This window comes from Halorientalis persicus (genome assembly GCF_900110215.1).
GTDB classification, from domain to species: domain Archaea; phylum Halobacteriota; class Halobacteria; order Halobacteriales; family Haloarculaceae; genus Halorientalis; species Halorientalis persica.
Genome location: NZ_FOCX01000011.1, coordinates 78,448 through 104,284, shown reverse-complemented (window position 1 = coordinate 104,284; position 25,837 = coordinate 78,448). Strand labels below are relative to the sequence as shown.

Below are 25,837 nucleotides of genomic sequence, written 5' to 3'. Positions count from 1 at the left end.
TGATAAGTAGGAGGAATGCATAACGCGAGCAATGGTCGACGGGAGTTGCCCGCCGACGGTGCTAGTCACACCCGAGCCGGATCCGGACACGCTGAGCGAGGAGTTGGCCGAGACGGCCGAGGTGTCATCGGTGGAGACGGCCGAACAGGGCGCGGCGGCCCTCGAGTTGCTGGAGGAGGGACCGGTCGGTGCCGTGCTGAGCGCCGCGGAGCTCGCGGACATGGACGGTGTCGATCTCCTGCGGCGGGCGCGACAGCAGCGGACGACGGTCCCGTTCGTCCTGTTCTCGCGTGACGGCGACGAACGTCTCGTCAGCGACGCCCTCTCGGTCGGCGTGACCGAGTACGTCCCCGTGGAATCGAACCCGGACGCGGACGCTCTGGCCGACCGGTTGACCGACGCGCTCGCTCGCGTCCGGCCGGACCTGACCGGCGAGGCGGAGGCGGCCGGGCGGTTCGAACAGCTCGTCGAGTTCTCGACTGACCTGCTCACCATCCACCGCCGGGACGGGACGGTCCGCTACGTCAATCCGATCATCGAAGACATCATGGGCTACTCCCCATCGGAGTTCGTCGGTCGGAAACCAATCGACCGCATCCACCCCGACGACCAGGACAGGGTGCTTTCGTTTTTCGCCGACCCGAAGGAGTGGCTCGGCGAGACCAGGGAAGTCATCTACCGGATGCGAACCGCCGAGGGCGAGTGGCGGACCCTGGAATCGGTCGGACACAACCGACTCAAAGACCCCGCGCTGGCCGGCGTGGTCGTCAACTCCCGGGACGTGACCGAGCGTCAGCAGTACCAGCGGGAACTCGAACGGCAGAACGAACGACTAGAGAAGTTTGCGAGTGTCGTCTCCCACGACCTCCGGAACCCACTGCAGGTGATCCGCGCTCGCGTCGAGGCCGCCCGGGCCGAGAGCCAGAGCGCCCACCACGACCACATCGAGGACGCCGTCGACCGCATGGAGACGTTGATCGACGATGTCCTCACACTGGCCCGTGACGGACGGGTCATCGGCGACCTCGGAGAGACGGCCCTCGACGACTGTGCCCGTGCCGCGTGGGGCCGGATCAACGCCCCCGATGCCACGCTGGAGTGTCGAACCGACTGCGCTATCGAAGCCGACGCCGACCGACTGGTGGAACTGCTCCAGAACCTCTACTCCAACGCCGTCACCCACGCCGGTCCCGACGTGACCGTCCGAATCGGCGTCCTCGGCGACGACGATCGCGTCGGGTTCTACGTCGAAGACGACGGCCCCGGCATCTCGATCGACGAGCGAGACCTCGTGTTCGACTACGGCTACACGACCGGCGACGGGACGGGCATGGGCCTCGCGATCGTCAGGGAGATCGTCCAGGCCCACGGCTGGGAGGTATCACTGGCCGACGGGGCCGACGGAACCCGCTTCGAGTTCACCGGCGTCACCGTGTGCCCGAACCGCGAGTGACGGTACGGCGTACCCACCGGTCCCGAGCGGTGCGAACCCGACCTTCACCGCCGCTCGCGCAACTCTGCCCGCAAATCTTCTACATCCATGTCTTTCAGCGAAAGCAAGACGAGCAGATGGTAGACGATGTCGGCGGCCTCGTGGGCGATCTCCTCGCGGTCGTCGTCTTTGGCCGCCAGCAGGAGTTCGGTCGACTCCTCACCGAGCTTCTCTAACACCGCGTTCTCGCCTTTCTCGTGGGTGAACAGCGAGGCAGTGTAGGAGTCCTCGGGCAACTGCTCTTTGCGGTCCTCGATAACCGCGAACAACTCGTCGAGGACGGCGTCGGTGTCGTCCATGCCCGCCCTTCTCGCCGGGCGACTAAACTTCCATCACTTCGCGGATGTCGTCCATGTCATCGAACTCGTCGGGATCGCGTCGTCCCGCCTCGAAGACATCTTCGTCGACCGCGAGCGGCGCGTTCGTCCGGGCGGCCAGGGCCAGCGAGTCGCTCGGCCGCGCGTCGATCACCGTCGATTCCCGCGGCGTCGCCAGGTGGAGGTCCGCGATGTACGTGCCGTCGTCCACGTCGCTGACGACGACACGCTCGATCCGCCCGCCCAGTTCCTCGACCAGATTCAGCGTGAGGTCGTGAGTCAGCGGCCGCCCGATGTCCTCGGCGTCGAGCCCGCGGGCGATGCTCGCGGCCTCGTCGAACCCGATGAAGATCGGCAGCAGATCCGACTCGCCCTCGACCGCGAGCAAGACGACCGGCACCGGCCCCGTCGGTGTGCCGGCGACTCGCACGGCATCGATAGCTGCGTCCATACCCTGCCCGAGGGCGTCGGCGGGCAAAAATCCCGGCTACCGACCCGCAGCCACACCGCTGCGGTCAGTCCGCGGCGAAGAAGGCCAGATCGTGAATCCGGGCGTCGTCGGTCAGTTCCGGGTGGAACGAGGTCCCCACGACCGGGCCGTCCCGCACGGCGACCGGCCGCCCGTCCCACTCGGCCAGCACCTCGGCCTCGCCGACCGATTCGATCAGCGGCGCACGGATGAACACGGCGTGGAAGGGGTCGTCGAGTCCGGCCACGTCCAGTGGAGCCTCGAAGCTGTCTTTCTGCCGGCCGAAGGCGTTCCGTTCGACAGTGGCGTCCACCAGATCCAGCGTCTCGACGCGGTCGTCGTTGGCGTCCGTCGAGAGGACGATCAGTCCGGCACACGTCGCCAGCACCGGCTTGCCCGCCCCGACGTGGTCGACGATCTCGGGAGCGATCCCCTCGCGGTGGAGCAACCGCGAGATCGTCGTCGACTCGCCGCCGGGCAACAACAGGAGATCACAGTCGGGAACGACCCCCGACTCCCTGATCTCCCGCACCTCGGCGTCCTGCCCGTGGGACGCGGCGGCCCGCTCGATAGCCGCGGCGTGTTCGCTCACGTCGCCCTGCACGGCGACGACGCCTGCAGTCACAGTCATTACCCTCTGTTAGGACCTGTGCGGAAAAACGTCTCCGTTCGCACGTTCGAGGGCACTCCCTTCGGTCGCGCCGCTCGCGGGTCACGTCGGTCCCCGCTCGCACGAACAACGGCTCTCACTTCGTTCGAGCCGTTCGCGGGTCGTTTCTCCCCGCTCACTCGTCCGGAGGTCTCGCTCCGCTCGACCTCCCGTCAGTCGTCCGCCGTCGCCGCTTCCCCACTCTCGGCGGCCGTCGCCGCCTCGACCGCATCCTCCTCGTCCTCGTCTGTCGGCGGAGCCGAGTACATGATCCCCCGACTGGCGCTGTAGCGTGTCATTACCAGTCAGTGACCGATACGCGCGTAAAGCGCTGTCCCTTAAACGAGATTATACTGTTTAATCACCCAGGTGATGGGCGGATTACCCGCAAGCATCGTCGCGGTCCGACACGCACATGGGCCAGGCCGAGCATCCCTCGGGCATGGGACTGGTCGCCGAGTTCGAGATCGACTGCGAGGCGCTCCCGCTCGTATCGGTGGCGAAGGCGGTCCCCGAGACGCAACTGGATCTGAAGATCCAGTACAATCACGGGAACTGGCCGCTGTTCGTCGCGTACGTGACCGGGGGGAGACCCGACGAGATCGAGCGGGCCTTCGAGTCCGCGGCGTTCGTCGCCGACTACACCCTCGTCGGGCAGGCGGGCGACACTCGACAGTACCAGACCGTCCCCGCCACGAGTCTGGCGGGGACGCTCGGCGACGCCATCGACGACCTCGACGGCCTGCGCGCGCTGGCGACGACCGACGCCCTGATCAAACGGATCGAAGCCACACCGACCGGGTGGATCCAGGCCGGGTGGTTCGCCGACCGCGAGGCCTTCGACGCGTTCCGCGAGTTCTGGCAGGCGAACGCGGGCTTTACCCTCCGGCGGCTCACCCGCGACGGGGAACCCGAGGCCCCGGGCGAGGGCCTGACCGACCGCCAGCAGGAAGCGCTCCGGACCGCCTACGAGATGGGCTACTTCGAGATCCCGCGGACGGCCTCGCTGGAGGCCGTGGCGTCGGAACTGGGAATCACCGCCTCGTCGCTGTCCGAACGCCTCCGGCGCGCCCAGACCCACGTCATCGAGACGACCGTCGCCTCGACCTGGCCGCCACTGCCCGACTGACACTTAAACGGCCGCACGGCTGAGAGTCAGGGTTAGCCCGGTCGGTGGGATATCACTGTGTCCAGCGATGCAACCGACACGATCAGCGACCGAAACGGACAGTGCCGACCCACCGACGGACGACCTCGCCATCGAGGCCGAGAACGTCCACGTCACCTACGCCGACGGGACGGAGGCCGTCCGCGGCGTCGACCTCGCCGTCGGTGCCGGGGAGTTCTTCGGCTTTCTCGGCCCGAACGGGGCCGGCAAGACGACCACCATCAAGACCCTCGTGACACTGTTGCACCCGACCCGGGGCTCGGTCCGGATCAACGGGTACGACACCACCGCGGATCCACGGGCCGTCCGCGAGTCCATCGGCTACATGGCCCAGGAGACCAGCGTCGACGAGGAACTGACCGCTCGCGAGAACGTGCGGTACACCTGCGAGGTCTATGGCGTCCCGACGGGAGAGCGCGACGACCGCATCGCCGAGTTGCTCGATCTCGTGGGACTCGACGACGTTGCCGACCAGCGTGCGGAGACGTTCTCCGGCGGGATGCAGAAACGACTGGACGCCGCGACCGTCCTCGTCCACCGGCCCCCGGTCGTCTTCCTCGACGAACCCACGACCGGCCTCGACCCCGAGGCCCGGCTCCGGTTCTGGGAGTACCTGCAGTCGATCAACGACCGCGGGACGACAGTGTTCCTGACGACCCAGTACCTCGAAGAGGTGGACCGACTCTGTGATCGGCTCGCCCTGCTCCAGGACGGCGAGGTCGTCACCACCGACACGCCGGCCGCGTTGAAGTCGGCCGTCGGCGGCGACGTACTCGAGGTGACCCTCGTCGACGCCGCGGACACCGAGCGGGCGACACGAGCCGTGTATCGGTCGGACGCCTTCGAGGACCCGACCGTCGAACCCACGGACAGCGGGCTCACGATCACCGCCGAGAACGCCAGAGACGGGATCGGCGATCTGTTCCGCGCGCTCGACGAAGCAGGGGTCGCCATCACTGGCTTCGACGCGCGGTCGCCCACGCTCGACGACGTGTTCCTCAGCCTCACCGGCGAGGAACGGGAGTCGACCGACGAGGACGACGCGGTCCGGAAGCTAGAGGTGGCCCGATGAGTCACGCCGACGACGCCGGGAGCGACACCGCCCGGCGGGCCGACGGGAACGGTCCCCTCACGGATATGCGGATCAGCCTGACGCGCTGGCTCCGCAAGACCTCCCGGAACCCCTACGTCACGTTCAGTTCGCTGGTCCAGCCGGTCATCTTCTTCGTGTTGATGGCCGAGGTGCTGGGTGCGGTCGCCGGTCCGGCGCTCGCCGCGACCGTCGGCGACGTACACTACGTCACCTATCTCACGCCGGCCATCGTGATCCAGTCGGCGCTGGCCGCGGCCGCCGTCTCCGGGATCGGGCTGGTCGACGACATGGAGACCGGGATGTTCGAGAAGACGCTCGTCTCCCCGATGCACCGGGGCGCGATGTTCCTCGGCAAGGTCTGCTCGGAAGTCGTCCGCATCGCCGTCCAGACGCTGATCATCCTCGCACTGGGCTATGGCATGCTGGCGCTCACGTCGGACGCGACGACCGCGGGGTATCTCCGGACCGGCCTGCCGGGCCTGATCGGCATCGTCGGCGTCACGGTGCTTTTCGGCGGCGTGTTCATGGCGTACTCGAACGTCGTCGCGCTGGTGACCCGCGACCGGGAGGCGACGATCATGATCGCGAACCTGCTTACATTCCCGCTGTTGTTCGTCTCCAGTGCCTTCCTCCCGCTGTCGGTCCTGCCCGGCTGGATTCGAGCGGTCGCGGTCGTCAACCCGATCACCTACGGCGTCGACGGCATCCGAGCGCTCATGCTCGGCCGGGACGTGCTGAGCGTGTTCGACGTGACCGCCTTCGGCGGACTCTGGAACACCGTGGTCCCCGCCGCCGCCGTCCTCCTGGCCTGCAACCTCGTTCTCGGCGCGGCCGCCCTGCGCCTGCTCGGCGACGCCGCGAAAGCCGAGGTCCACTGAGAGAGAGCCAAAACGTTAGGTGCGAGTCACCCGACCCACGGATATGGACGAGGATCGAGACCCGGTCCAGTCGATGGACGACGGGTCGATGGACCTCTACGAGATCTCGGAGTGGGAGACCCGGTCCGGGCTCGACCGGGTCGCTCAACAACTCTACCACGCCGCTATCGTCGGATTGCGCTGGACCGTCATCGTCGCCGCGGTCCTCATCCTCGGACTCCAGTTGTTGCTCGGCGGGTTCGGACTGCTGGTCGACCCCCGGGTCGGCACCTTCGTCGCGCTCTCTATCGTGCCGGCGTTCGTCCTCGCGGCGTACCTCTGGCGGGCCGACGTGACGACATCCGAACCCCTCGAAATCCTCGTCGTCACCTTCCTGCTGGGCATCCTGTTCGCGAACTTCGCGGGGATTCTCAACGACACCGTCGGCACCACAGTCCAGGTGATCGGCTCGGGATTCGGCCTCGTCCCGATTCTGGGAGTGCTCGCACTCTACTTCCTCGTCGTCGGTCCCGTCGAGGAGGCCGTGAAACTGCTCGCCGTCCGGATGTACGCCTACCGCACGCCGGCGTTCGACGCGGTGATCGACGGCGCGGTGTACGGTGCGGTCGCCGGACTCGGCTTCGCCACCATCGAGAACGCGCTCTACATCACCAACTCCCTGCAGACGGTCGCCCCGGGCGTGAACCTGATCCAGGCCGGCTCGGACATCGCGACGATCCGGGCGCTGGCCGGGCCAGGCCACGTCATCTACTCGGCCTTCGCGGGCTACTACCTCGGCCTCGCCAAGTTCAACCCCGAGGACGCCGGGCCCATCGTCGTGAAGGGACTCCTCATCGCCACGCTCGTCCACGCCACCTACAACACCAGCGCCACCGTCCTGGTCCCCATCGTCGCCGGAGCGACTGCCGTCGATACGTTCCTCGTCTTCCTGAGCTTCGTCGTCCTCTACGACGGCCTGTTCGTCTACCTGTTGCTCCGGAAGCTCTCGAAGTACAACGACGCCTACCGACGGGCCAATCGGAGTGACGACCCGGCGGACAGCCCCGATCTGGGCTAGTCCTCGAATCGTTCGGCGTAGGGTGTCTGGCTCGCCGTCAGATCGGCGTCGGCCGCCAGCAGTCGTTCGACGTACTTGGCCACCACGTCCACCTCCAGGTGGACCGGATCGCCAACCGACTTCTCGGAAAGCGTCGTGATGTCGTAGGTCGCCGGGATGACCGCGACGCCGAAGTCCGCCTCGGAGAGGGTGGCGACGGTGAGACTGATCCCGTCGACCGTCACCGATCCTTTCTCGACCAGATAGCGCTCCATGTCCTCTGGAATGGAAAACCGGAACGCCCAATCATCCCCGATTCGCTCCACAGCAGTCACCTCGGCGGTGCCATCGACGTGACCCTGCACGACGTGACCGTCGAAGCGCCCGTCGGCGGGCAGTGCCCGCTCGACGTTCACGAGGTCGCCCTCGGTCAACTCGCCGAGATACGTCCGGTCGAGTGTCTCCTCGGAGAGAAAGAGGGAGAACCAGTCCGAGCCGAACTCCTCGACGGTCAGGCACGCGCCGCTGATGGCGATGCTCTGGCCGTGATGCAGGTCGTCGAGGTCGGCCGCGACCGTCAGCCGGCGGCCCCCTTCGTCGTCGGTTACGTCGGTGATCTCGCCCGTCCGCTCGACGATGCCGGTGAACATACCCCCCCTAGGCGGGGCGGGCCGAAACCCGTTTTCATTCGGCGCTGGCGCCCTCGAACAGCGACGACTCGTAGTAGCCCTGCACGGCTTCGAAGACCAAGAGCGCGATCAGTAGTCCCACGCCGATCACCTGCATCGCCGTCCGACCCGACGGATCGACGCCCGCGCCGGCCAGCGTCATCAGCCCGGCGAGTCCGAGTCCGGCACGGCGGTGCCACTTGCACATTCCGGGGTCGTCGGTCGTCCGGGCCAGATACAGTTGCGGGACGAGCAGGGCGAGACCGGGGAACGCGACCAGATAGAGAATCGTGCTTCCGTACGGGAGCATCGCTTCGAGGTTCAAAGCGAGACTCACGGCGACGACGAGGGCGGCGACCGAGAGGGCGGCGAGGGCGACGCGACTTTCGCGGGAGACCATACGCGAACCCAGACGGACCAGGCGCAAAAACGTGTCGCGAGGCCGAACACCCACCGCTTTTGTCCGGTGGCTCCCAAGGCGCAGGCGAGATGGGCCTGGGCATCCTCGATACGTTCGGCCTGATGGGCGCGGTGATACTGGCCGCACCGGTCGCGCTGTTCGGCCTCGACAAATTCCTCAGTGGCAGTCGGCTCGTCGGCGGCGCGTTCATCCTCGTCGCCGCCCTGATGATCGCCGCGGAGGAGTACGTCACCAAGCCAACCGACGTGGCGGCCGACGCCGCACAGGACGTAGCCAGTTCCGTCGTCGAGACGCCCGAGGACGACGACGAGTGATTACTGGACCGCGACGGCGTTTTTCGCTTCGTCGAGCAACTGGTCGACGGTCTTCTCGGAGGGCTCGTTCTCCAGCAACACGTCGATAGGCAGCGTCGGCGCGCCGTCGACCAGATTCTCAAGCAGGACTAGCCGTTCGCGGGCACGGGACATCCCGACGTAGAACACGCGGCGCTCGTTGTCGGTCAGGGTCGGCACCGGATCGGTGTGTTTGGTGAACTCCTCGACACCCGGGACGTCCCGACCCTCCTGTTCGACGGTCGCGGCCATCTGCTCGACCACCTTCTCGGTGAGGTCGGTCGCGAGGAACACGTGGTCGGCCTCGCGACCCTTCGCGGAGTGGATCGTCCCGACCCGCACCGCGTCGGTGGCCAGCCCCTGATACTCGCCCGAGAAGTAGGCGTCGACCGACCGCTCCTGGAAGTTGGTGACCTTCCGGAGCATATCGGCCGCCGACCGCGGATCGGGCATGAACGGCGCGTGATCGCGGACGAACTCGGGCTCGACCGTGATCTCCGCGAGGTCGTCGGTGTCGGCCTCTTCCTGGACCTCGTCGATGGCGTCGAACAGTTCGTCACGCTCGCCGGTGCCGAAGGCCGAGTCGGCGAGCATATCCGCCAGCCGCCGAGCCTGCAGGGCCGTGACGGGTTCGTCCTCGGCCAGCGCCTCGACGGCCCGGACGTACTGGGTCAGCCGGTCGGTCCACATCCGCTGGTCGGTCAGACACTGGAAGGGAATCCCCTCACCGATGAACTCGTCGATGAACTGGAACATCTGGTAGCGCGCCCGGAACAGAATCATCGACGTGCTGTCCTCGTCCTCTTCGAGCGTGGCCCGAACGTTCCGGACCAGATCGAGCATCGAAGGGCGGGGCGGGGCCTCGACGCGACCGCCCTCCTTGCGCGGTTCGAGGTCTTTCTCCTGCCGTTTCTCGATGTGGCTGATCTCCTTGTTGACGACGTTGAGGATCTTCGAGGGAAGCCGGTAGGAGTTCGGGAGCACCTCGTCCTCGGTCACGTCCTCGTCCAGCAGGAGGTCGGGGTCGGCACCCTGCCAGGCGTAGACGACCTGGTCGTCGTCGCCCGCGATCAGGACCCGCTTCATGTGGGGCTTCCACTCCTCGTACACGTCGTACTGGAGGGTGGTGATGTCCTGAAACTCGTCGATCACCAGGTACTCGACGTTGGGGAGGAGCGAGCGCTGTTTGACGCGTTCGAGCATATCCGCGAAGCCGACGAGACCGTTCTCGCCTTTGTAGGCACGCCAGGCGCGGACGGCCTCGGGTACGTCGATCCGGTCGTCGTCGGAGGGCCAGGTCGGCGTGTACTTGTTGCCGGTCTGGGAGTTGGGGTCTTCTTCCGGGGGGAGGCGAACTTTCTCGACGTTCCACTTGAATGGCACGTCGTACCAGTCGGCCACGTCACGGCGGGTGCGCTGGAGCCACTGGCTGGTCGCGATGACCTTGTTGCCGATGGTCGTCGAACGGGCACTGCGGCGGCGTGCCCCCTTGTTCTCGTCCTCGTACTCGATGCCGTACTCCTCGCAGAACTCCTCTTTGTCAGATTCACTCACCACGTCGCCACGCGAGAGATTGAGGAGTTCGTACGCCTTCGCGTGCATCGTCGAGACGTTCCCCCGGAGGGCTCGCGGGGTCATGTCCAGTCGCTCTGCAAGGCGTTCGCGGATCTCCGCGGCCGCCGCGCGTGTGTACGAGACGACGAGGATATCACGGACGTCTGCCCCCTCTTTCTGTAACTGTTCGACCCGGTCCAGCAGGGCCGTGGTCTTCCCGCTCCCCGGCCCCCCGAACAGGCGAACCACTTCGGGCGTCGTGTCGGTCATTAGACCACTAATGGTGCTACTCACTCATAAGCAACGTGGCTTCGATTCCGAACCGGCCATACGCGAATTTTTCCCTCGTCGGTAGTTAGCGGTACAGCGAGAGATAGAGCATGGCGAAACCGATGATGAAGGGGATCGTCTCGGTCATCTGGAGGAAGATGAACTGGAGCGAGGAGGTCCCGCCGCCGGCACCCAGTTGCGTGATGACGTTGGTGATGGCGACACCCATGCTGATGAAGGCGAAGCCGATGAACGCCGACTGGAGTTTCTCCGACTGTTTCTTCCGGTACGCCTGAAAGCTGATCAGCGTGATCCCCAGCGTCAACCCGAACGTGACGAGTCGCATCAGGACGAGGACCCCGCGCGCGATCGCCACCGTCTCGACCATGGCACCCTCTGCTCACCCACTGAATATAAAAGTACGTCGGACAGTTCGCCGTGCGCCGGGTGCCCGTCCCGAACGACCGCGGGACGGCGCGTGACTTACTCCGGATTCAATTCGTCCCAGAGCTGACTGAACCGGTCGGGAAGGTTCTCCTCGCGGTAGATCCGCACCCGGTACTCTCCTTGCTCCTCCAGTGAGATGACGGTGCTGTCGAAGTTGGACTCGTAGATCTTGTAGTGGTTGCCGTCGTCGGCCACCAGCGTCCGATCCTTGACGAGGTCGTGTTCCTCGAGGATCTCGATGCGTCGATACACGGTGGGAAGCGACAGGTCACACTCTTCGGCCAGTTCCTTGGCCGAGCGCGGCTCGATACTGATCGCCGCGAGTATCTCCCGCGCGTTCTCGTCCCCGATCGTGTCGAGGACCTCCTCGATACTACGTTCCTCTGCCACTATGCCGTGTAGAGTCCACCAGTGTAAAAAGATATTGCGGGGAGTATCACCGATGAGAAAGTCCAGTCGGCCAGCGATCGTGCCCGGTCCTGTGGGGGTTCTTTCAGCGCGTGAAAATGCCTTTATATACCCATTTTCATTCTCGGAAACCGGGGGAGAGGCATTATATATCCGTGGTAGAGAGAGATGAGTGTGGATCGAGTCCAAGTGATTGCCAATGTCCGGAGATAACGTGAGCACGAGTCCGCTGGTGAATACGCTGATACAAGAACTTTCGGCCGGTGACGATCTGGAGGCGGCGTCACCCGATGCCCCAGGCACCGGTCAAGAAGACGACCCGGAGCAGGTGTTGTCTTCGGTCATGGAACGACTGGCAGTCGAGGAGTCGTTCGAGTTCGACGACGAGATCGTCAAACAGAACCTGGACGAGATCCTCATCGCGCTGATCGCGTTGCGGGATGGCACTCACGGGAAGGCGCTGATCGACGACCTGTCGCGGCTGTTCGACGCCCAACTGAGCCCGGGAACGGTGTACCCACGGCTCCACGATATCGAAGGCGACGACGTGTTGTCGATGCACGAGCTGGTGCGGACCAAAGAGTACTCCGTCGCAGACGAGGACGCCGCCCGGTCGCAGATCGAGCAGGCGATGTACCACCATCTGGCACTGGGCCTGTTCCTGCACGACTCGCTGGACGAGCTGTAGCCGACCGCCCGTTCACCCATCGACCCGCGCAGGACTCCTCACTCCTGTCGGACGCTCTCTTTCGAAGGCTTCAGCGGCTCTTGATGCATCGAATCGCCGAGAAAAATCTCCGCGCGCCGCGCGTGGCCGTCAGTTGCCCGGTCCCCAGCCACACACCGAGCACTCTGTCGCCGCGGTGTCGTGGAGGCCACCGCACTCCGGGCACTGCTTTTTGTTGTAGCTCCGGTCCCAGCCGACCTGCTCCGTCTCGTGCCCGCGCTCCGTGAGGAACTGATCGAAGATCTCGTCGTCGCTCGGTGCTGACGCCATACATGATATGGTATACCACACCACTATTTAGCTCTATTGGTCGGACACAAGTCTCACCGGATCGGGACGATGGGCTTTAGCCCGCGCCGTGTCTACGGGCGGGCGATGGTCGAGGAGCTTTCCCCGTCGCGGTTACAGTCAAAACTCGAAGACGGCGCGGACGTACAGGTCGTCGACACCCGTCCGCCCCGGCAGTACGCGGCCGGCCACATCCCCGGCGCGACGAACGTCCCCTACGGCCAGCTGGCCGGCCGGATCGACGAGATCGACTGGGGCGACGAGGTCGTCATGGTCTGTCAGGAAGGGGTCAGCTCGGTCCAGGCCGGTCGGCTACTCGAATCCTACGAAGGCATCGACGACGACGCCACCGTCACCAGCCTCGCCGGCGGCTACGACGCCTGGGAGTTCGACCTCGAAACCGAGGATTAGTCGCGTCGCCGCTCGAAGACCTGTAACTGCAGTTCTAGATCCTGAATCACGTCCTCGGAGACGAGTAGATCAACTTCCATCCGTTCACCGACGTGGTCGCTCGCCTCATCGGTGAACTCCCGAGCCCTCTCCGGTGGCATCGACAGCGGGAGGCGTACGTCGCCGCGCATCCCCGCGAGTTGCGCGGTCAACAGCCCCACCACGGCGTCCGAGGAGACACCTCCGTCCTCGGCGGCCGCGAGCAGTTCTGTCAGCTCCGCCCGAAACGTTTCGACGTCGTCGATGGACTCCATGCCCCGCGCTGGGACCGCGACAGGCAAAACCGTGCCGCTCCGGGCCGTCGAGAACGAGCCGCGTCGCACGAGTGTAGCGGCTCTATCGGCGTCCGGGGTGCGTATATGGACACCCCGGGCGACGGGTCACCCGCCGTAGCCGCTACTGTCTTCCTCTTCCTCACCGATGAGGAACCCGCCGGTGAGCAGGAACGCGAGCACCGCGATGGTCCCGACCAGGAACCGGCCACCGGGTAGCGGGCCGACGAGCGCCATCTCGACGACGATCCCGAGAACGAGCACGGCGATACCACCGACGCCGAGTGCCGTCGCCGGCTCCGACGGCGACAGTCCAGCCAGTGTCGATGGGAGGAACTCCGGCGTGTCGATTCCCCGAACGTCGATGATTACCTCCACGATCGACGCCAGGATCAGCGCCACGATAGCCGCGTCCAACAGCACGCGGGCGATCGCACTCCTAACCATCCGCCTCACCTCGTCGCTCACCGCCCGTGTCGCCCCCGTCTGTCCGACTCTCACTGTAGGCGTGTTCTTGCATCGTCGTTCCCCCAGTCTGGTTCCTACGAGTGTTTTACGCAATTATGAATGTTTGGATGCGAGGAACGAACACACACGCCAGAGAGTCACACGCAATGGCAACCCTTGAGCCCGTGGCCCCACAACCGGGAGTAGATACCCGTGTCGAACACTGACCGACGATACGATCTGGTCGTGTGGGGTGCAACCGGCGTGGCTGGCCGCCTCGTCGCCGAGTACCTCACCGAACAGTACACACCCGACACCCTGTCGCTGGCCCTCGGGGGTCGAAACGAAACCCGGCTGCAAGCCGTCGAGTCCGACCTCGTCGACGGGAGCGACGAGTGGGAGTCGGTCCCCATCGTGCTCGGCGACGCGACGGTCCCGGAGACTCTCCGGGAACTGGCCCGTGAGACCCGTGTCGTCTGTACGACCGTCGGCCCGTACACGACGTACGGGACCCCGCTGGTCGAGGCGTGTGTCGAGGCCGGGACCGAGTACTGCGACCTGACCGGCGAGGTGAACTGGACCCGGGAGATCGTCGACGAGTACCACGACGCGGCGGTGGACGCCGACACACGGATCGTCCACAGCTGTGGCTTCGACTCCGTCCCCGCCGATCTGGGCACCCTGCTCGCCCAGTCGTTCGCCAGGGCGGAGTTCGGGGCCCCCTGTAGCCAGGTCCGGATCTACGTGGAATCCGGGAGCGGCGGTGTGAGTGGTGGTACGCTGGCCAGTGCAGCCGAACTGTTCGAGGCCGCGTCGAACGACCCCGAGGTCAGACGGGTGCTCGGGAACCCGTACTCGCTGGCCCCACCGGGAGAGCGCGAGGGCGTCGATCCGGGCGAGCAGCGCCTCCCCCGAAAAGACCCGTTGCGGTCGTCGTGGACGGCCCCGTCGCCGATGGCCCCAGTGAACGAGCGCGTGGTTCGCCGCAGTAACGCACTGCTGGAGTACCCCTGGGGGCGGGGCTTCCGCTGTACCGAGGTCATCCCCACTGGCCCCGGGCTCGGCGGTGCGGCGACCGCGGGCCTGATTTCCGGCGGGCTCGGGCTGTTCACGCTCGCCATGTCCATCGGCCCGACGCGCTCTGCGCTCGAGCGCTTCGTGTTCCCCGACCCCGGCGACGGGCCGAGCGAGGAACAGATGGAACAGGGCCACTTCCGGGTTCGCGTGCGCGGACAGGGGACCAACGAGGACGGCCCCTTCACCGTCGACGCCGTGATCGGTGCCGACCGCGACCCGGGCTACGGCGGGACCGCACGGATGCTCGGCGAGTCCGCGATGTGCCTGGTCGAAGACGACACCGACTCCCCGCTGTCCGGCGGCGTCCTGACGCCCGCGTCGGCCATCGGAAAACCGCTCGCCGAGCGACTGCGGGCCGTCGGCTTCACCGCGAGCGCGAGCGTGGTGAGCGAGGACGTGGACTCCTAACGGAGCGACGAGGGATTCGAACCACGAGCATCCGCGCGAGCGAAGCGAGCGCGGTTCCCGGGACCGAACGAATGTGCGGTCCCGTTTTTCGCCCACGTTTTTCGACGTTCACGAGAGCACAGCTCTCGTGAGCCAACCAGAACACTCCGTGTTCTGGTGAGAGTGGTGACGAGCGTAGCGAGTCACCCGAGGAGAAAAAGGTGGACGGGCGGCGAGGGATTTGAACCACACCCACTTCGGTCGCTTCGCTCCCTCTTGGTCTACTTCAAATCCTCGTGCCGATTGCTGTCGCTCACGAATCGTTCGCGACAGCAACGGGCGGCGAGGGATTTGAACCCCCGACCATCTGGTCCGGAACCAGGCGTTCTGTCCGCTGAACTAGCCGCCCTCGACCAGTGCTACAGGAGGCGTCGGTATAACCGTTTTGAACCGCAGAGCTCAGGGTTGCTCGCCGGTTTCGAGTGTGAACGAGTCCGTCGGGTAGGCCGTACAGGTCAGGCAGTACCCGTTGTCCATCTCCTCCTCGTTGAGCGTGTCGTTGTTGGAGTGCCGGATGTACTCGTCGGCCGGTCCTTCCTCGATGTGGCCGGCACAGGAGAGACACGAGCCCTCGCGGCAGGCGTAGGGCAGGTCCCAGCCTTTGTCCTCGCCGATGTCGAGGATGTTCTCGTTGTTCGCGATCTCGATGGTCTCGCCCTCCTTGGCGAACTCGATCTCGTAGGTCTCGACCTCGTCGTCGGCGATCGCGTCGGGGTCGAAGCCCTCGTCTTCCTCGTCCTCGCCGCCCTCAGCGAGTTCGCCCTCGGATCCGCCGGCGACCGCGCCGGCCGCGACGCCGCCGCCACCGATCGAGCGGTTCATCGGCTCCGGGAACTCCGTCTCCGGGACCGACTCGGCCCGCTTTTCCAGGACCTCCTGAGAGATATCCTCGTTGGCCTCCCAGCCGGTCCCCTTCGAGTAGTGAAGGGCGACCGCCACGAGCGTCAGAAACGCCCCGGTCAGGATTCCTGCATCTACCATACCGCGAGCTACGGAATACGGGTTTATCTAAGTGACGGACTGCAGATCGTCGGAAACGACCGGCGTGCCCCCGGGTCGCGCAGTCACTCCTCCCGGCGTGCGACCTCGTGTCGCCCGAACCCGTACCGCAGACGGTTGGCCAACCGCCGCGAGAACCGGCCCGGCTTCTCGTCGGTCGCGCGCGAGTCGAACCGCTCGGCGAGTGCCTGATAGATCAGCGGCACCGACACCTCCTGTTCCAGTGCCTCCTGAACCGTCCACGTGCCGGTGGAGCCGCCCGCGACGTGGTCCGCGACCGTTCCCAGATCGGAGCCCTCCTCGCGGAACGCCTCCTCGCAGAGTTCCAGCAGCCACGAGCGGATCACCGCACCGTTGTTCCACGTGCGCGCGACAGTTTCCAGATCGAGATCGTACCGCCCGTTGGCCAGCAACTCGAACCCCTCGCCGTAGGCCTGCATCAGCGCGTACTCGACGCCGTTGTGGACCATCTTCACGTAGTGACCGGAGCCCGCCGCACCCATCCGGTCGTGGCCCTCGGGCCCGGTCGCCACGGCGTCGAAGACCGGCGCGAGTTCCTCGTAGGCCCACCCCGGGCCGCCGACCATCAGGGAAAAGCCCAGTTCCGCGCCCGCGGGGCCGCCCGACGTGCCACAGTCGAGATAGGCCGCGTCGGTGTCCTCCGCGCGGCGCACCGAGTCCTCGAAGTGGGAGTTCCCGCCGTCGACCACCACGTCGTCGCCGTCGAGGTGCGGGGCGAGTTCCTCCAGCGCGGCGTCGACGGGGTCGCCCGCGGGAACCATCAGCCAGATGCGCTTGTCCTCGCCCAGTCGCTGTGCGAGGTCGGGGATCGAGTCCGCCGGCGTCGCGCCCGCATCGGCCACGTCCGCGACGGCTTCCTCGTCGATGTCGAAGGCAGTCACGTCGTGGCCCGCGTCCAGCACGCGGTCGACGACGATCCGGCCCATCCGCCCGAGTCCGATAACACCGATTTCCATACCCGCCCTCTCCGCGCTGGCGAGGTATGGGTTGTGGTTCACCGCGAACCCGAACCGCTCTTTACCCGGCGGCGAGAGACACCGACAACGCAAACCAATGCGTCCCAGTCTGCGACTGTTCGGCATCGTGCTGGTGGGTCTACTCGTGCTCGGCATGGGGGTCCACTACGACGCGAACTACGAGACCAACTGGCCGTATCCGACCGGGGACGCGCTCGAAACGGACTACGAGTCACACGTCGGCGACCGGACGTTCCTGTTCGGGACCGTCCAGGCAGTCGACCGCGAGAACGCGACAGTCGAGATACTGGTCGAGACCGGCCGGGGACCGCTCCCGCTGACGGTCGGTGGCGTGGAGCAGTCCGTCGAGCCCGGTGGCGCGGTGCAGGTGTACGGCACGGTCGAACCCGACCACCACCTCGCAGCGGACCGTGTCGTCGTGGTCAACCCGGCCGGGAGTTCCCTCGTCTTCAAATACGGCGTCTCGCTCGTGGGCGCGCTCCTCGTGGTCGTCCTGTTTTTCAGACGCTGGCGATTCGACACCGATGGACTCGGGTTCGAGGTGCGATAATGGCGGAGCTACTGACACACGTCCTGCTGGTGTACGTCCTGTTGACGGTCGCCGGCTGGCGGATCGACGCGATCACGGACCGCTGGGTCCCGATCGGGATGGCCGGAGCGGCGATCCCGGACCTGCTCAAAGTCGAACGCCTCGTCGACGAGCGGATACTCGAAGGCCTGCTCGGGGTGCCCTTTTCGTACGCGCCGATCAGTTCGCTCGGTGGCGTGCTCGTCGTCGCGGGCGGACTCACGCTGTGTTTCACCGAGTCCCGGCGGCGCGTGTTCGGCCTGCTGGTCGCCGGTGGCGTGAGTTCGCTCGTCCTCGACGGACTGCGGATGTACGCCGACGGACACGCCGGGTTCTGGCTGTATCCGCTCTGGTGGCGGCCGCCGACGCCGAACCTCTACGTGACCTCGGATCCGCGCGTGACGGTCGTCGCGGTCCTCGCGGGTGCCTGCGTGTTCCTGCTGGACAGGTACGTGTTCGGAACGGCCCAGTGACGACCGAAGCGAAAAGTTATACAGTCGACCGGAACAACCGGGATGTATGGGCCTGATGTCGTCGGTAGTACGTTAGCGAGGGGAGCAGTCACACGTATTCTGTGCGAGGCTACCGACCCATCAGCGCATTCTAAAATATGAGTGAGTTACCCGACAACTACGACCCGGACCAGGTGGAGCCGAAGTGGCGTGACGAGTGGCAAGACATGGACGTCTACGAGTACGACGGCGATTCGGATACGGACTACGTCGTCGACACACCCCCGCCGTACCCGACCGGCAACCTCCACATCGGGAACGCGCTGGGCTGGTGTTACATGGACTTCGCCGCCCGGTACCACCGGCTCGTGGGCGACGACGTGCTCTTCCCGCAGGGGTGGGACTGTCACGGCCTCCCGACCGAGGTGAAAGTCGAGGAGAACCAGGGAATCCACCGGACGGACGTGCCCCGTGACGAGTTCCGCCAGATGTGCATCGAGCACACCGAGGACCAGATCGACGCGATGAAAGAGACGATGGGGACCCTGGGGTTCTCCCAGGACTGGACCCACGAGTTCCGGACGATGGACCCCGAGTACTGGGGCACGACCCAGCGGTCGTTCGTCGAGATGGCCGACGACGATCTGGTCTACCGGGACGAACACCCCGTCAACTGGTGTCCCCGGTGTGAGACCGCCATCGCCGACGCCGAGGTCGAAACTGAAGAAGGCGTCGACGGGACCCTCTACTACGTCACCTTCGAGGGAGCTGACGACGAAACGGAGGACATCGAGATCGCCACGACCCGCCCGGAACTGCTGGCCGCGTGTGTCTCGATGGCCGTCCACCCCGACGACGAGCGCTACGCGGACCGGATCGGCGACCGCTTCGAGGTCCCCCTGTTCGGGCAGGAGGTCGAACTCATCGCCGACGAGGAATCGGACCCCGACTTCGGGACCGGCGCGGTGATGATCTGTACCTTCGGGGACAAACAGGACGTCGAGTGGTGGGCCGAACACGACCTGGACCTGCGGATGGTGTTCACCGAGGACGGCCGCCTGAACGACGACGCCGGCGAGTACGCCGGCCTGGAGATCGACGAGGCCAAGGAGGCCATCGCCGCGGACCTCGACGACGAAGGCTACCTCGAAGATACCGAACCGACCGAGCAGGCCGTCGGGCAGTGCTGGCGGTGTGACACGCCCATCGAGATCCTCTCGAAGGAGCAGTGGTTCGTGGAGGTCGATCAGGACGCCATCCTCGAACGCGCCCAGCAGGTCGACTGGATCCCCGAGCACATGTACGACCGGCTGGAGGACTGGACCACCGGGATGGAGTGGGACTGGGTCATCTCCCGCCAGCGCGTGTTCGCGACCCCGATCCCCGCCTGGTTCTGCGAGACCGAGGACTGTGACCACATCCACGTCGCCGGCCCCGAGGAGTTGCCGGCGAACCCGACCGAAGAGGGGCCCGCCGTCGACGAGTGTCCCGAGTGTGGCAACGACGAGTGGACCGGCGAGACCGACGTGATGGACACGTGGATGGACTCCTCGATCACGCCGCTCTATGTGAGAGGGTGGCCCGAAGAAGAGTTCGAGCCCACGGCCCTCCGCGAGCAGGGCCACGACATCATCCGCACGTGGGCGTTCTACACGCTCCTCCGGACCGGCGAGATCGCCGACGACATCCCGTGGGAGGAAGCGCTCATCAACGGCATGGTCTTCGGCGAGGACGGCAACAAGATGTCCAAATCGCGTGGCAACTTCGTCCAGCCCGAGGAAGCCGTCGAGGAGTACTCCGCCGACGCCTTCCGGCAGGCGATGGCGCTGGGCGGCCAGCCCGGCTCCGACATCCAGTTCCAGTGGAAGGAGGTCAAGTCGGCCTCGAAGTTCGGCACCAAGATCTGGAACATCACGAAGTTCGCTTCCGGGCACCTCGACACCGAGCACCTCGACCGGCCGGACCCGGCCTACCGCGACGCCGACAAGTGGATCCTCTCGCGGACCTCGGAGGTCGCCGACTCGGTGGCCGCCCACATGGACGAGTACCGCTTCGACGCCGCCCTGCGTGAACTCCGGGAGTTCGTCTGGCACGACCTCGCCGACGACTACCTCGAACTCATCAAAGGTCGCCTCTACGAGGGCCGTCCCGGCGAGGCAAACGCCGCCAAGCAGGCGCTGGCGACTGCGCTGTCGGCTTCCCTGCGGATGCTCTCGCCGTTTGCCCCCTTCCTGACCGAGGAGGCCTACGACGGCCTGCCCCACACCGAGGGCAGCGTCCACGCGGCCGACTGGCCCGATATCGATATGCACGACGAGGAGGCCGAACTCGCCGGTGAACTCATCGCCGAGGTCGCCGCCACGGTTCGAAGCTGGAAGTCCGACGCCGGCATCGCGCTGAACGCCGAACTCGACAAGATCGAGGTCTACCCCGAGGAGACCCCCGAGCGCGCCGTCGACACCTACGACCTCAGCGAGGCCGTCAACGCCCCGGTCCACGTCCGGGAGGGCGTCCCTGCCATCGAACTCGTCCCCGTCGAGGTCGACCCCGACCACAGCGTCATCGGCCCCGAGTTCGGCGAGCGGACCGGCCAGATCGTCGCCGCGCTGGAGGAGGCCGACCCCGAAGACGTGAAACAGCAGCAACAACTCGACGGCGAGATCGAACTGGATCTCGGCGAGGAGGTCGCCGTGATTCCGGGTGACGCCGTCGAAATCCACGAGGAACACCGCGCCGAGTCCGGTGAAGAAGTCGAAGTCGTCGAGACCGACCTGGCGACGATCCTCATTTATCCGGAGTAGCACCGGTCGGCGACACACGTGGGGAACGTTTTTTGTCAGCTGTCGTGACGGGCCGGTATGTCAGGCGCTCCGTTCCTCCGCGGTGACCGGCTGACCCTCCGGACCGTCACACGCGACGACTACGCGTTCCTGCTGGAACACGGCAACGACCCGGCGATCAGGGAGGGAGCGCCGGCACCGACACCCATCTCCCGTGACGACCTCGCTGCCTTCGTCGAGGACGACGAGTCGTCCGTCCAGTTTCTCCCCTGCCGGAACGGCGAACCGGTGGGCTTTGTGTTCCTGTTCGATATCGAGCCCCACCGGGACCACGCCGAGATCGGCTGCTGGATCGCTTCCGACCAGCAGGGCGAGGGGTACGCGACCGAGGCCACCGAACTCTGTCTCGACCATGCCTTCGCGGATCGGGGCCTCCACAAGGTTCTGGCCCGCGTGTTCGAGCACAACGACGCCTCGACGGCGGTTCTGGAAACGTTGGGCTTCCAGCGAGAGGGACGGCTCCGCGAACAGGACTACGTTCGGGGAGCCCACCGGGACACACTCCTGTTCGGCCTGCTCGCCGGGGAATGGGCCGACTGAGCGCGGCCGATCACCGCCGTTTTGACGGTCCCGCCCCTCTCCGTCGGCATGGACCAGCGCGTTCACGACCACGCGGAGACGCTGGTGGACTGGAGCGCACGCATCGAGGCCGGCGACGACGTGGTCCTCCGGGTGTCGGAGGGAGCCCACGACCTCGCGGTCGCCGTCGCCGAGAAACTGGGCGAGCGCGGCGCGAACCTGCTGACCGTCTACAGTTCCGACGAGATCTCGCGGGCGTACCTCCGGGGCCACGACGGCGACTTCGAGGACGACCCCGAGTACGAACTGGCGATGTACGAACGCGCCGATAGCGTCCTCTCGCTGGGGGGCGGGCGCAACACCACGGCGCTGGCGGACGTGCCCAGCGACCGCCGGCAGGCCGCGGCCCGCGCCCGCGAAGGGATCCGCGAGGCCCGCCTCGACACCGACTGGGTATCGACGATCCATCCCACGCGCTCGCTCGCCCAGCAGGCCGGGATGGCCTACGCGGAGTATCAGGACTTCGTCTACGACGCCGTCCTCCGGGACTGGGAGTCACTGGCCGCGGAGATGGGCCAGCTGAAGGACCTGCTGGATGCGGGGAGCGAGGTCCGCATCGTCGGCGCGGGGACCGACCTCACCATGTCCGTCGAGAACCGGATCGCGGTCAACAGCGCCGCCTCGGTGGCCTACGACTCGCACAACCTGCCCAGCGGGGAGGTGTTCACCGCGCCCGTCGTCGAGTCCGTCGCGGGCACCGTCACGTTCGACGTGCCCATGACCATCTCGGACCGACGGGTCCGGGACGTGGAACTGACCTTCGAGGGCGGCGAGGTCGTCGACTTCGCCGCCGCGCAGGGGGAAGACGCCATCGCCGAGACGCTGGAGACCGACGCCGGGGCGAAACGGCTGGGCGAACTCGGGATCGGGATGAATCGCGGGATCGACCGCCCGACGGACACGATCCTCTTCGACGAGAAGATGGGCGGGACCGTCCACATGGCGCTCGGCCGGGCCTACGCCTCGAACTTCTCCGAGGGACACGCCGACGAGCGCAACGAGTCGGCGGTCCACGTCGACCTGATCCGGCGGATGGACGAGGGGTCGCGACTGGTGATCGACGGCGACGTGGTGCAGGCGGATGGGGTCTTTCGGTGGGAGTAGGAGGGTCGACCGCAGGGAGAGTCTCGGCTTCCTTTTTCCATACCCCGACTATCGAATCGAAAAATCCGGGTATGAGACTTTTTACCGTGACCGCCGAACGTCTGTACGATGGTCGCGGACACCGTACTGAAGGGGGCGCTGCTGGGCAGCGGCATCGTCGCCGTCCTCGGGGCCTGCGGGCTGTGGCTGTGGGGCCGCTCCCAGCGGACGCAGGTGTCGCTGGCTGACACCGCGACCGACGCGTGGGAGGCGACTGCACCACCGTCGGCGACGTTGACGGTCGAGATCGATACGGATCTCGCGGTGGCGGCCGACCCGGAGAAACTGAGAGGCCTGTTCGAGGCCCTGTTCGAGAATTCGGTCGAATACGGCGGTCGGGACGTACGAGTCCGTCTCGTCCGGGCCCGCGACGGGTTCGCCGTCGAGGACGACGGCCCCGGTATCCCCAAGGACGAGCGGGAACGAGTGTTCGAGTTGGGCTACAGTACCCGCGCCGACTGCCAGGGGCTCGGCCTCGGGATGGTCCGAACGCTCTGTCACGCCTACGGCTGGGCGGTCGAGGCCGGCGAGGGAGAAGACGGCGGGGCCCGGTTCGTCGTCTCCGACGTCCGCTTCTACTCCACGTGGGAGACCGACGGCGACGAAACCGTGACGAGGGCGGACGCGAGCGCCTGAACCTGGTGAGATTTTTTCCGTCGGGCACGACGATTCGTGGCTATGCAGGCCGATCCAGCGCGCTTCGTCGAGGGAATCGTCCACGAACCGACCCAGACCGGGGACGGCGGCCTCGACCTGACGGTCGCCGACGTGTACGAAGTGACCGCCCCTGGCCGAGTGGACTTCGGCGGCGGCGAACTCGCCCCCGCCGAGACCGAGCCCCACCCGAGCCAGAAACGCGACGCCGATGACGACTACGAGTGGTGGCACCTCGACACCGGCCAGTACCTGCTCGAATACAACGAGTCAGTGGCGGCTGACGCGCCGGCGGACCGCCGATTCGTGATCCAGACGCGCGACGAACTGCTGGCCCGCGGGGCCTTCCATCCGACGCTCCGGGTGACCGAACTGGACCGCGTGCCGCTGTCGGTCGGCGGTGCCGGACTCAGGCTGAAGGAGAACGCGCGCGTGTCGACGATCGTCGGGCTCGACTAGCGCCACCAGTCACTGCGACGGTCCTCGTAGGAGGCGTCACGGAACGGCGGCGCGAGGTCGGTCACGTCGGCGGCACCGAAGGCGTCGCCGAGCCAGCGGCCGACGTGCCAGCCGACCGCGTCGGGCGCGAGCCCCGTCAGGTAGATCTCGGCGCGGGTGTAGCGCTCGCTCGTGCCGTCGCTGTCGGGGTCGATTCCGGTGAGTTGGCGACAGGACCCCTGGGACCGATCGATCCCCTCACAGGGGAGCCGATCGGGGAAGGCGACAACCACGTCCGCGGCCGCGCGGTCCTCGACCCGGCGGAAGGAGACGTTTGCCGGGACCGTCCCCGCCGCGCCGTCGGCGTAGTAGTCGAGCGCGTGGTCTACCTGCTCGCGGACCTGTGCGCGGTCGTCGGCCGAGACGTTGCCGGTGTCCACGTAGACCGCCAGTTCGGAATTACTCCAGGGGACGGGGCGGTCGGTCGCGTCCGGCCGGGGTTCGGTCGCGAGCGTACTCTCGGCCCGCATCACGTCGGCCGGCCGGTCGTCGTGGCCCCGCCCGAGGATGTGCCCGAACTCGTGTTTGAGGACCTGCCGGGTCGACTCGCGGTCGAACCCGCGTCTGACCCGCACCGTGACGGGCGTCGGCTGTTCCCGGAGGTCCTCGGCCAGCGGCGCACAGCCGGCGGCGTGGTCCTCGGTCCCGCAGTCGGTCACTTCCGCGACGACGCGGACGACCACGTCCGGGTCGGTGGCGTCGGGTTGCAGGGTGAACTCGACGGGGTGACCGAGGTACTGCTGAGCGTTGGTCTCCCAGAAGTCGATGGCTGCGCGGGTGTCCGCGGTGTAGTTGGCTGTCGAATCCCGCGGTCCCGCGTCGACGGCGACGACGAACTCGGTCTCGGACCACGGCTCCGTATCCGACCCGAGCGTATCACTGGGCAGCGAACACCCGGCCAGCAGGACGGCGGCGAGGACGGCGACGACGGCGACGGCTAACCTCATCGATCGATCCGTAGAGTGCGACCGTCAAGTCAATTGTGGGTAACACGACTCTCGATGGCGGTCGCTCACGGAATCGAGTGGCTGAGGGGAGTAAGCCCCCTTCTGTTCGATCCGGCATTCGGCTGCGCGCCCGCGCCAGGTCGCCGAATCCGGCGGTGTCCGGGCTACCTGACGACGCGGGCTTGCACCGGTGGGGATTCGCCGTTCCATCCGTTCTCCGCGGTCAGCGTGGTGGCAGCGCCACCACGTTTTCGCGAGCGGGCACGAGGTGCCCGTTTGCCATTCGGGGTTCTCGCGAACCCCGCTACGCTCGGCGGGTCAACTCCCCCTCCCTTACGGTCGGGGTTCGCACGCCTCATCGCTCGCGCGGAGCGGTGTCGTTTCTGTTCCAGAGCCAGCGGTCTCCCGCTCCGGGCTTGCGCCCGGTCACCTGCCCGAACGGTGGGGGGACTTTCCTCATGCCCCTTGCGCGGATGCGGGCCGGGGCACGGTGGCCGGACTCCCTCTGCCATCGAACCGTAAACGACGCCCGGGATTAAGGCGTTCGGTCGACTCGGGACCCCTTCTAACGGTGAATCTCGGAGGGACGATAATTTAGGAATCTTCAAGGAGCCGGTGCCCATAAGGAAGACAATGTCAGAGGCAGCGGGCAATCTCACGCAAACTGACGGAGTCCGAGCCGTCGAGCTGGCCCGGAGCGCCGTCGAGTCGTTCGTGGAGAACGGCACACGCGAACAACTCGGGAGTATGCGCGACGCCTTCTACCTGCGGACCGGGGCGTTCGTCCGACTCGAAAACACCCACGGTCGGGGCCGGCTGCGGGGCTGTGCCGGCAGTTACGACTGGAACGACCACCTCGGAGAGGCCCTGGTCGACGCGGCCATCGACGCCGCCAGCGAGGACTCCTGTGGGTCGGGCGTCGACACCGCTGAACTCTCCTCGATCTCGGTGTCGGTCTGTATCGTCGGGAACGTCGTCCTGACCGACGACCCGCTCGCGGACATCGAACTGGGCCGCCACGGCGTCGCCGTCGAGCGCGGAGCCGAGAGCGGCTGGCTCTACCCCACGGTCCCCATGGAGAACGGCTGGAGCGCCGCCGAGTACCTCGACCGGGCCTGTCGGACCTCCGGGTTCGCCCCGGGTGCCTGGGAAGACGACGACACGATGGTCACCCTCTTCGAGGGCCGGGTCTTCCGCGAGCGCGAGCCCGAAGGCTCGGTGGAGGAACTGACGTTCTGACCCCGGCGTC

General features: G+C 66.5%; 32 protein-coding genes, 1 tRNA gene and 1 other RNA gene. 17 read left to right on the top strand and 17 right to left on the bottom strand.

All coding sequences use genetic code 11. The features are described from left to right. Window positions 1-31 precede the first annotated feature (31 nt). Window positions 32-1,453, top strand: coding sequence for a hybrid sensor histidine kinase/response regulator (locus BMX17_RS13160; protein ID WP_092660784.1), 1,422 nt, complete (start codon window positions 32-34; stop codon window positions 1,451-1,453). A 44-nt stretch (window positions 1,454-1,497) separates the two neighbouring features. On the opposite strand, the gene hisE is transcribed toward BMX17_RS13160, so the two are convergent. The 4 genes from hisE to BMX17_RS27305 form a co-directional block, all read right to left on the bottom strand. Next, window positions 1,498-1,791: a phosphoribosyl-ATP diphosphatase gene (hisE, locus tag BMX17_RS13155; RefSeq protein WP_092660782.1), complete on the bottom strand. Its 294-nt coding sequence runs from the start codon at window positions 1,789-1,791 to the stop codon at window positions 1,498-1,500. Between the two features lie 22 nt (window positions 1,792-1,813). Then, window positions 1,814-2,260 (bottom strand): bifunctional nuclease family protein, encoded by a 447-nt coding sequence (locus BMX17_RS13150; protein ID WP_092660780.1) that lies wholly within the window; start codon window positions 2,258-2,260, stop codon window positions 1,814-1,816. A gap of 64 nt (window positions 2,261-2,324) precedes the next feature. Beyond that, on the bottom strand, window positions 2,325-2,909 hold the full coding sequence (pdxT, locus tag BMX17_RS13145) for a pyridoxal 5'-phosphate synthase glutaminase subunit PdxT (protein ID WP_092660778.1): 585 nt from the start codon (window positions 2,907-2,909) through the stop codon (window positions 2,325-2,327). A gap of 191 nt (window positions 2,910-3,100) precedes the next feature. After that, on the bottom strand, window positions 3,101-3,226 hold the full coding sequence (locus tag BMX17_RS27305; RefSeq protein WP_280141396.1) for a hypothetical protein: 126 nt from the start codon (window positions 3,224-3,226) through the stop codon (window positions 3,101-3,103). Window positions 3,227-3,369: 143 nt separating this feature from the next. Here BMX17_RS27305 and BMX17_RS13140 point away from each other — a divergent pair, with 143 nt between their 5' ends. The 4 genes from BMX17_RS13140 to BMX17_RS13125 all read left to right on the top strand — a co-directional run bounded on the left by BMX17_RS13140 (window position 3,370) and on the right by BMX17_RS13125 (window position 7,123). Continuing rightward, complete coding sequence (locus BMX17_RS13140) at window positions 3,370-4,056, top strand: helix-turn-helix domain-containing protein (protein ID WP_092660884.1); 687 nt, start codon at window positions 3,370-3,372, stop codon at window positions 4,054-4,056. Window positions 4,057-4,123: 67 nt separating this feature from the next. Beyond that, window positions 4,124-5,167 carry an ABC transporter ATP-binding protein gene (locus tag BMX17_RS13135; protein ID WP_092660776.1) on the top strand — a complete coding sequence of 348 codons (1,044 nt, stop codon included), beginning with the start codon at window positions 4,124-4,126 and terminating at the stop codon, window positions 5,165-5,167. Continuing rightward, window positions 5,164-6,066, top strand: coding sequence for an ABC transporter permease (locus BMX17_RS13130; RefSeq protein WP_092660774.1), 903 nt, complete (start codon window positions 5,164-5,166; stop codon window positions 6,064-6,066). Before BMX17_RS13135 ends, BMX17_RS13130 begins: the two co-directional genes overlap by 4 nt. Before the next feature lie 43 nt (window positions 6,067-6,109). Next, window positions 6,110-7,123, top strand: a complete 1,014-nt coding sequence (locus BMX17_RS13125; protein ID WP_092660772.1) for a PrsW family intramembrane metalloprotease — start codon at window positions 6,110-6,112, stop codon at window positions 7,121-7,123. Here the strand turns inward: BMX17_RS13125 and BMX17_RS13120 are convergent. Together BMX17_RS13120 and BMX17_RS13115 are read right to left on the bottom strand one after the other, a co-directional pair. Continuing rightward, a complete protein-coding gene (locus BMX17_RS13120) occupies window positions 7,120-7,752 on the bottom strand; it encodes a riboflavin synthase (protein WP_092660770.1) in 633 nt (210 codons plus the stop codon). The genes BMX17_RS13125 and BMX17_RS13120 overlap by 4 nt on opposite strands. Window positions 7,753-7,786: 34 nt before the next feature. Further along, window positions 7,787-8,170, bottom strand: coding sequence for a hypothetical protein (locus BMX17_RS13115; RefSeq protein WP_092660768.1), 384 nt, complete (start codon window positions 8,168-8,170; stop codon window positions 7,787-7,789). An 89-nt stretch (window positions 8,171-8,259) separates the two neighbouring features. On the opposite strand from BMX17_RS13115, the gene BMX17_RS13110 reads away from it, so the two are divergent. After that, window positions 8,260-8,505 (top strand): DUF7533 family protein, encoded by a 246-nt coding sequence (locus tag BMX17_RS13110; RefSeq protein ID WP_092660766.1) that lies wholly within the window; start codon window positions 8,260-8,262, stop codon window positions 8,503-8,505. On the opposite strand, the gene BMX17_RS13105 is transcribed toward BMX17_RS13110, so the two are convergent. The 3 genes from BMX17_RS13105 to BMX17_RS13095 form a co-directional block, all read right to left on the bottom strand. Further along, window positions 8,506-10,347 carry a UvrD-helicase domain-containing protein gene (locus tag BMX17_RS13105; protein ID WP_092660764.1) on the bottom strand — a complete coding sequence of 614 codons (1,842 nt, stop codon included), beginning with the start codon at window positions 10,345-10,347 and terminating at the stop codon, window positions 8,506-8,508. It lies immediately after the preceding gene. Window positions 10,348-10,432: 85 nt separating this feature from the next. Beyond that, complete coding sequence (locus BMX17_RS13100) at window positions 10,433-10,735, bottom strand: DUF7521 family protein (protein WP_092660762.1); 303 nt, start codon at window positions 10,733-10,735, stop codon at window positions 10,433-10,435. 95 nt (window positions 10,736-10,830) lie between these two features. After that, window positions 10,831-11,184, bottom strand: coding sequence for an ArsR/SmtB family transcription factor (locus BMX17_RS13095; RefSeq protein WP_092660760.1), 354 nt, complete (start codon window positions 11,182-11,184; stop codon window positions 10,831-10,833). 232 nt (window positions 11,185-11,416) lie between these two features. On the opposite strand from BMX17_RS13095, the gene BMX17_RS13090 reads away from it, so the two are divergent. Beyond that, window positions 11,417-11,890, top strand: a complete 474-nt coding sequence (locus tag BMX17_RS13090; protein WP_211611335.1) for a helix-turn-helix domain-containing protein — start codon at window positions 11,417-11,419, stop codon at window positions 11,888-11,890. 129 nt (window positions 11,891-12,019) lie between these two features. Here BMX17_RS13090 and BMX17_RS13085 read toward each other — a convergent pair whose 3' ends face one another. Then, window positions 12,020-12,199 (bottom strand): HVO_0416 family zinc finger protein, encoded by a 180-nt coding sequence (locus BMX17_RS13085; protein WP_092660755.1) that lies wholly within the window; start codon window positions 12,197-12,199, stop codon window positions 12,020-12,022. Window positions 12,200-12,304: 105 nt separating this feature from the next. On the opposite strand from BMX17_RS13085, the gene BMX17_RS13080 reads away from it, so the two are divergent. Continuing rightward, complete coding sequence (locus tag BMX17_RS13080) at window positions 12,305-12,628, top strand: rhodanese-like domain-containing protein (RefSeq protein WP_092660753.1); 324 nt, start codon at window positions 12,305-12,307, stop codon at window positions 12,626-12,628. Here the strand turns inward: BMX17_RS13080 and BMX17_RS13075 are convergent. Continuing rightward, window positions 12,625-12,921 (bottom strand): hypothetical protein, encoded by a 297-nt coding sequence (locus BMX17_RS13075; RefSeq protein ID WP_092660751.1) that lies wholly within the window; start codon window positions 12,919-12,921, stop codon window positions 12,625-12,627. The two genes, BMX17_RS13080 and BMX17_RS13075, sit on opposite strands and share 4 nt — an antisense overlap. A 126-nt stretch (window positions 12,922-13,047) precedes the next feature. Beyond that, window positions 13,048-13,386: a hypothetical protein gene (locus BMX17_RS13070; protein ID WP_092660749.1), complete on the bottom strand. Its 339-nt coding sequence runs from the start codon at window positions 13,384-13,386 to the stop codon at window positions 13,048-13,050. Window positions 13,387-13,599: 213 nt separating this feature from the next. Here BMX17_RS13070 and BMX17_RS13065 point away from each other — a divergent pair, with 213 nt between their 5' ends. Further along, window positions 13,600-14,871 carry a saccharopine dehydrogenase family protein gene (locus tag BMX17_RS13065; protein WP_092660747.1) on the top strand — a complete coding sequence of 424 codons (1,272 nt, stop codon included), beginning with the start codon at window positions 13,600-13,602 and terminating at the stop codon, window positions 14,869-14,871. Between the two features lie 315 nt (window positions 14,872-15,186). Here BMX17_RS13065 and BMX17_RS13060 read toward each other — a convergent pair. The 3 genes from BMX17_RS13060 to gnd form a co-directional block, all read right to left on the bottom strand. Beyond that, window positions 15,187-15,259 (bottom strand) — tRNA-Arg (locus tag BMX17_RS13060). Between the two features lie 50 nt (window positions 15,260-15,309). Further along, window positions 15,310-15,891: a 2Fe-2S iron-sulfur cluster-binding protein gene (locus BMX17_RS13055; RefSeq protein ID WP_092660745.1), complete on the bottom strand. Its 582-nt coding sequence runs from the start codon at window positions 15,889-15,891 to the stop codon at window positions 15,310-15,312. 83 nt (window positions 15,892-15,974) lie between these two features. Next, the gene (gene gnd / locus BMX17_RS13050; protein WP_092660743.1) at window positions 15,975-16,886 is read right to left on the bottom strand and encodes a phosphogluconate dehydrogenase (NAD(+)-dependent, decarboxylating); all 912 of its coding nucleotides are present in this window, start codon (window positions 16,884-16,886) and stop codon (window positions 15,975-15,977) included. A 97-nt stretch (window positions 16,887-16,983) separates the two neighbouring features. Here gnd and BMX17_RS13045 point away from each other — a divergent pair, with 97 nt between their 5' ends. From BMX17_RS13045 to BMX17_RS13015, 7 genes are all read left to right on the top strand, one after another. Beyond that, on the top strand, window positions 16,984-17,457 hold the full coding sequence (locus BMX17_RS13045) for an OB-like fold-containing membrane protein (RefSeq protein ID WP_092660741.1): 474 nt from the start codon (window positions 16,984-16,986) through the stop codon (window positions 17,455-17,457). Next, complete coding sequence (locus BMX17_RS13040; protein ID WP_092660739.1) at window positions 17,457-17,948, top strand: hypothetical protein; 492 nt, start codon at window positions 17,457-17,459, stop codon at window positions 17,946-17,948. Before BMX17_RS13045 ends, BMX17_RS13040 begins: the two co-directional genes overlap by 1 nt. Before the next feature lie 137 nt (window positions 17,949-18,085). After that, window positions 18,086-20,728 carry a valine--tRNA ligase gene (locus BMX17_RS13035; RefSeq protein ID WP_092660737.1) on the top strand — a complete coding sequence of 881 codons (2,643 nt, stop codon included), beginning with the start codon at window positions 18,086-18,088 and terminating at the stop codon, window positions 20,726-20,728. Between the two features lie 57 nt (window positions 20,729-20,785). Continuing rightward, window positions 20,786-21,307, top strand: coding sequence for a GNAT family N-acetyltransferase (locus BMX17_RS13030; protein ID WP_092660735.1), 522 nt, complete (start codon window positions 20,786-20,788; stop codon window positions 21,305-21,307). Between the two features lie 48 nt (window positions 21,308-21,355). After that, entirely contained in the window at window positions 21,356-22,450 is a 1,095-nt protein-coding gene (locus BMX17_RS13025; protein WP_092660733.1) for an aminopeptidase, read from the top strand. A 108-nt stretch (window positions 22,451-22,558) separates the two neighbouring features. Continuing rightward, a complete protein-coding gene (locus tag BMX17_RS13020; RefSeq protein ID WP_092660731.1) occupies window positions 22,559-23,125 on the top strand; it encodes a sensor histidine kinase in 567 nt (188 codons plus the stop codon). 42 nt (window positions 23,126-23,167) lie between these two features. Next, window positions 23,168-23,602, top strand: coding sequence for a dCTP deaminase/dUTPase family protein (locus tag BMX17_RS13015; protein WP_092660728.1), 435 nt, complete (start codon window positions 23,168-23,170; stop codon window positions 23,600-23,602). On the opposite strand, the gene BMX17_RS13010 is transcribed toward BMX17_RS13015, so the two are convergent. Beyond that, complete coding sequence (locus BMX17_RS13010; protein WP_092660726.1) at window positions 23,599-24,588, bottom strand: hypothetical protein; 990 nt, start codon at window positions 24,586-24,588, stop codon at window positions 23,599-23,601. The two genes, BMX17_RS13015 and BMX17_RS13010, sit on opposite strands and share 4 nt — an antisense overlap. A gap of 79 nt (window positions 24,589-24,667) precedes the next feature. After that, window positions 24,668-25,098: RNase P RNA component (gene rnpB, locus BMX17_RS13005), an RNA gene on the bottom strand. A 123-nt stretch (window positions 25,099-25,221) separates the two neighbouring features. On the opposite strand from rnpB, the gene BMX17_RS13000 reads away from it, so the two are divergent. Further along, window positions 25,222-25,827, top strand: coding sequence for a TIGR00296 family protein (locus BMX17_RS13000; protein WP_092660724.1), 606 nt, complete (start codon window positions 25,222-25,224; stop codon window positions 25,825-25,827). The last annotated feature ends 10 nt before the right edge of the window (window positions 25,828-25,837 follow it).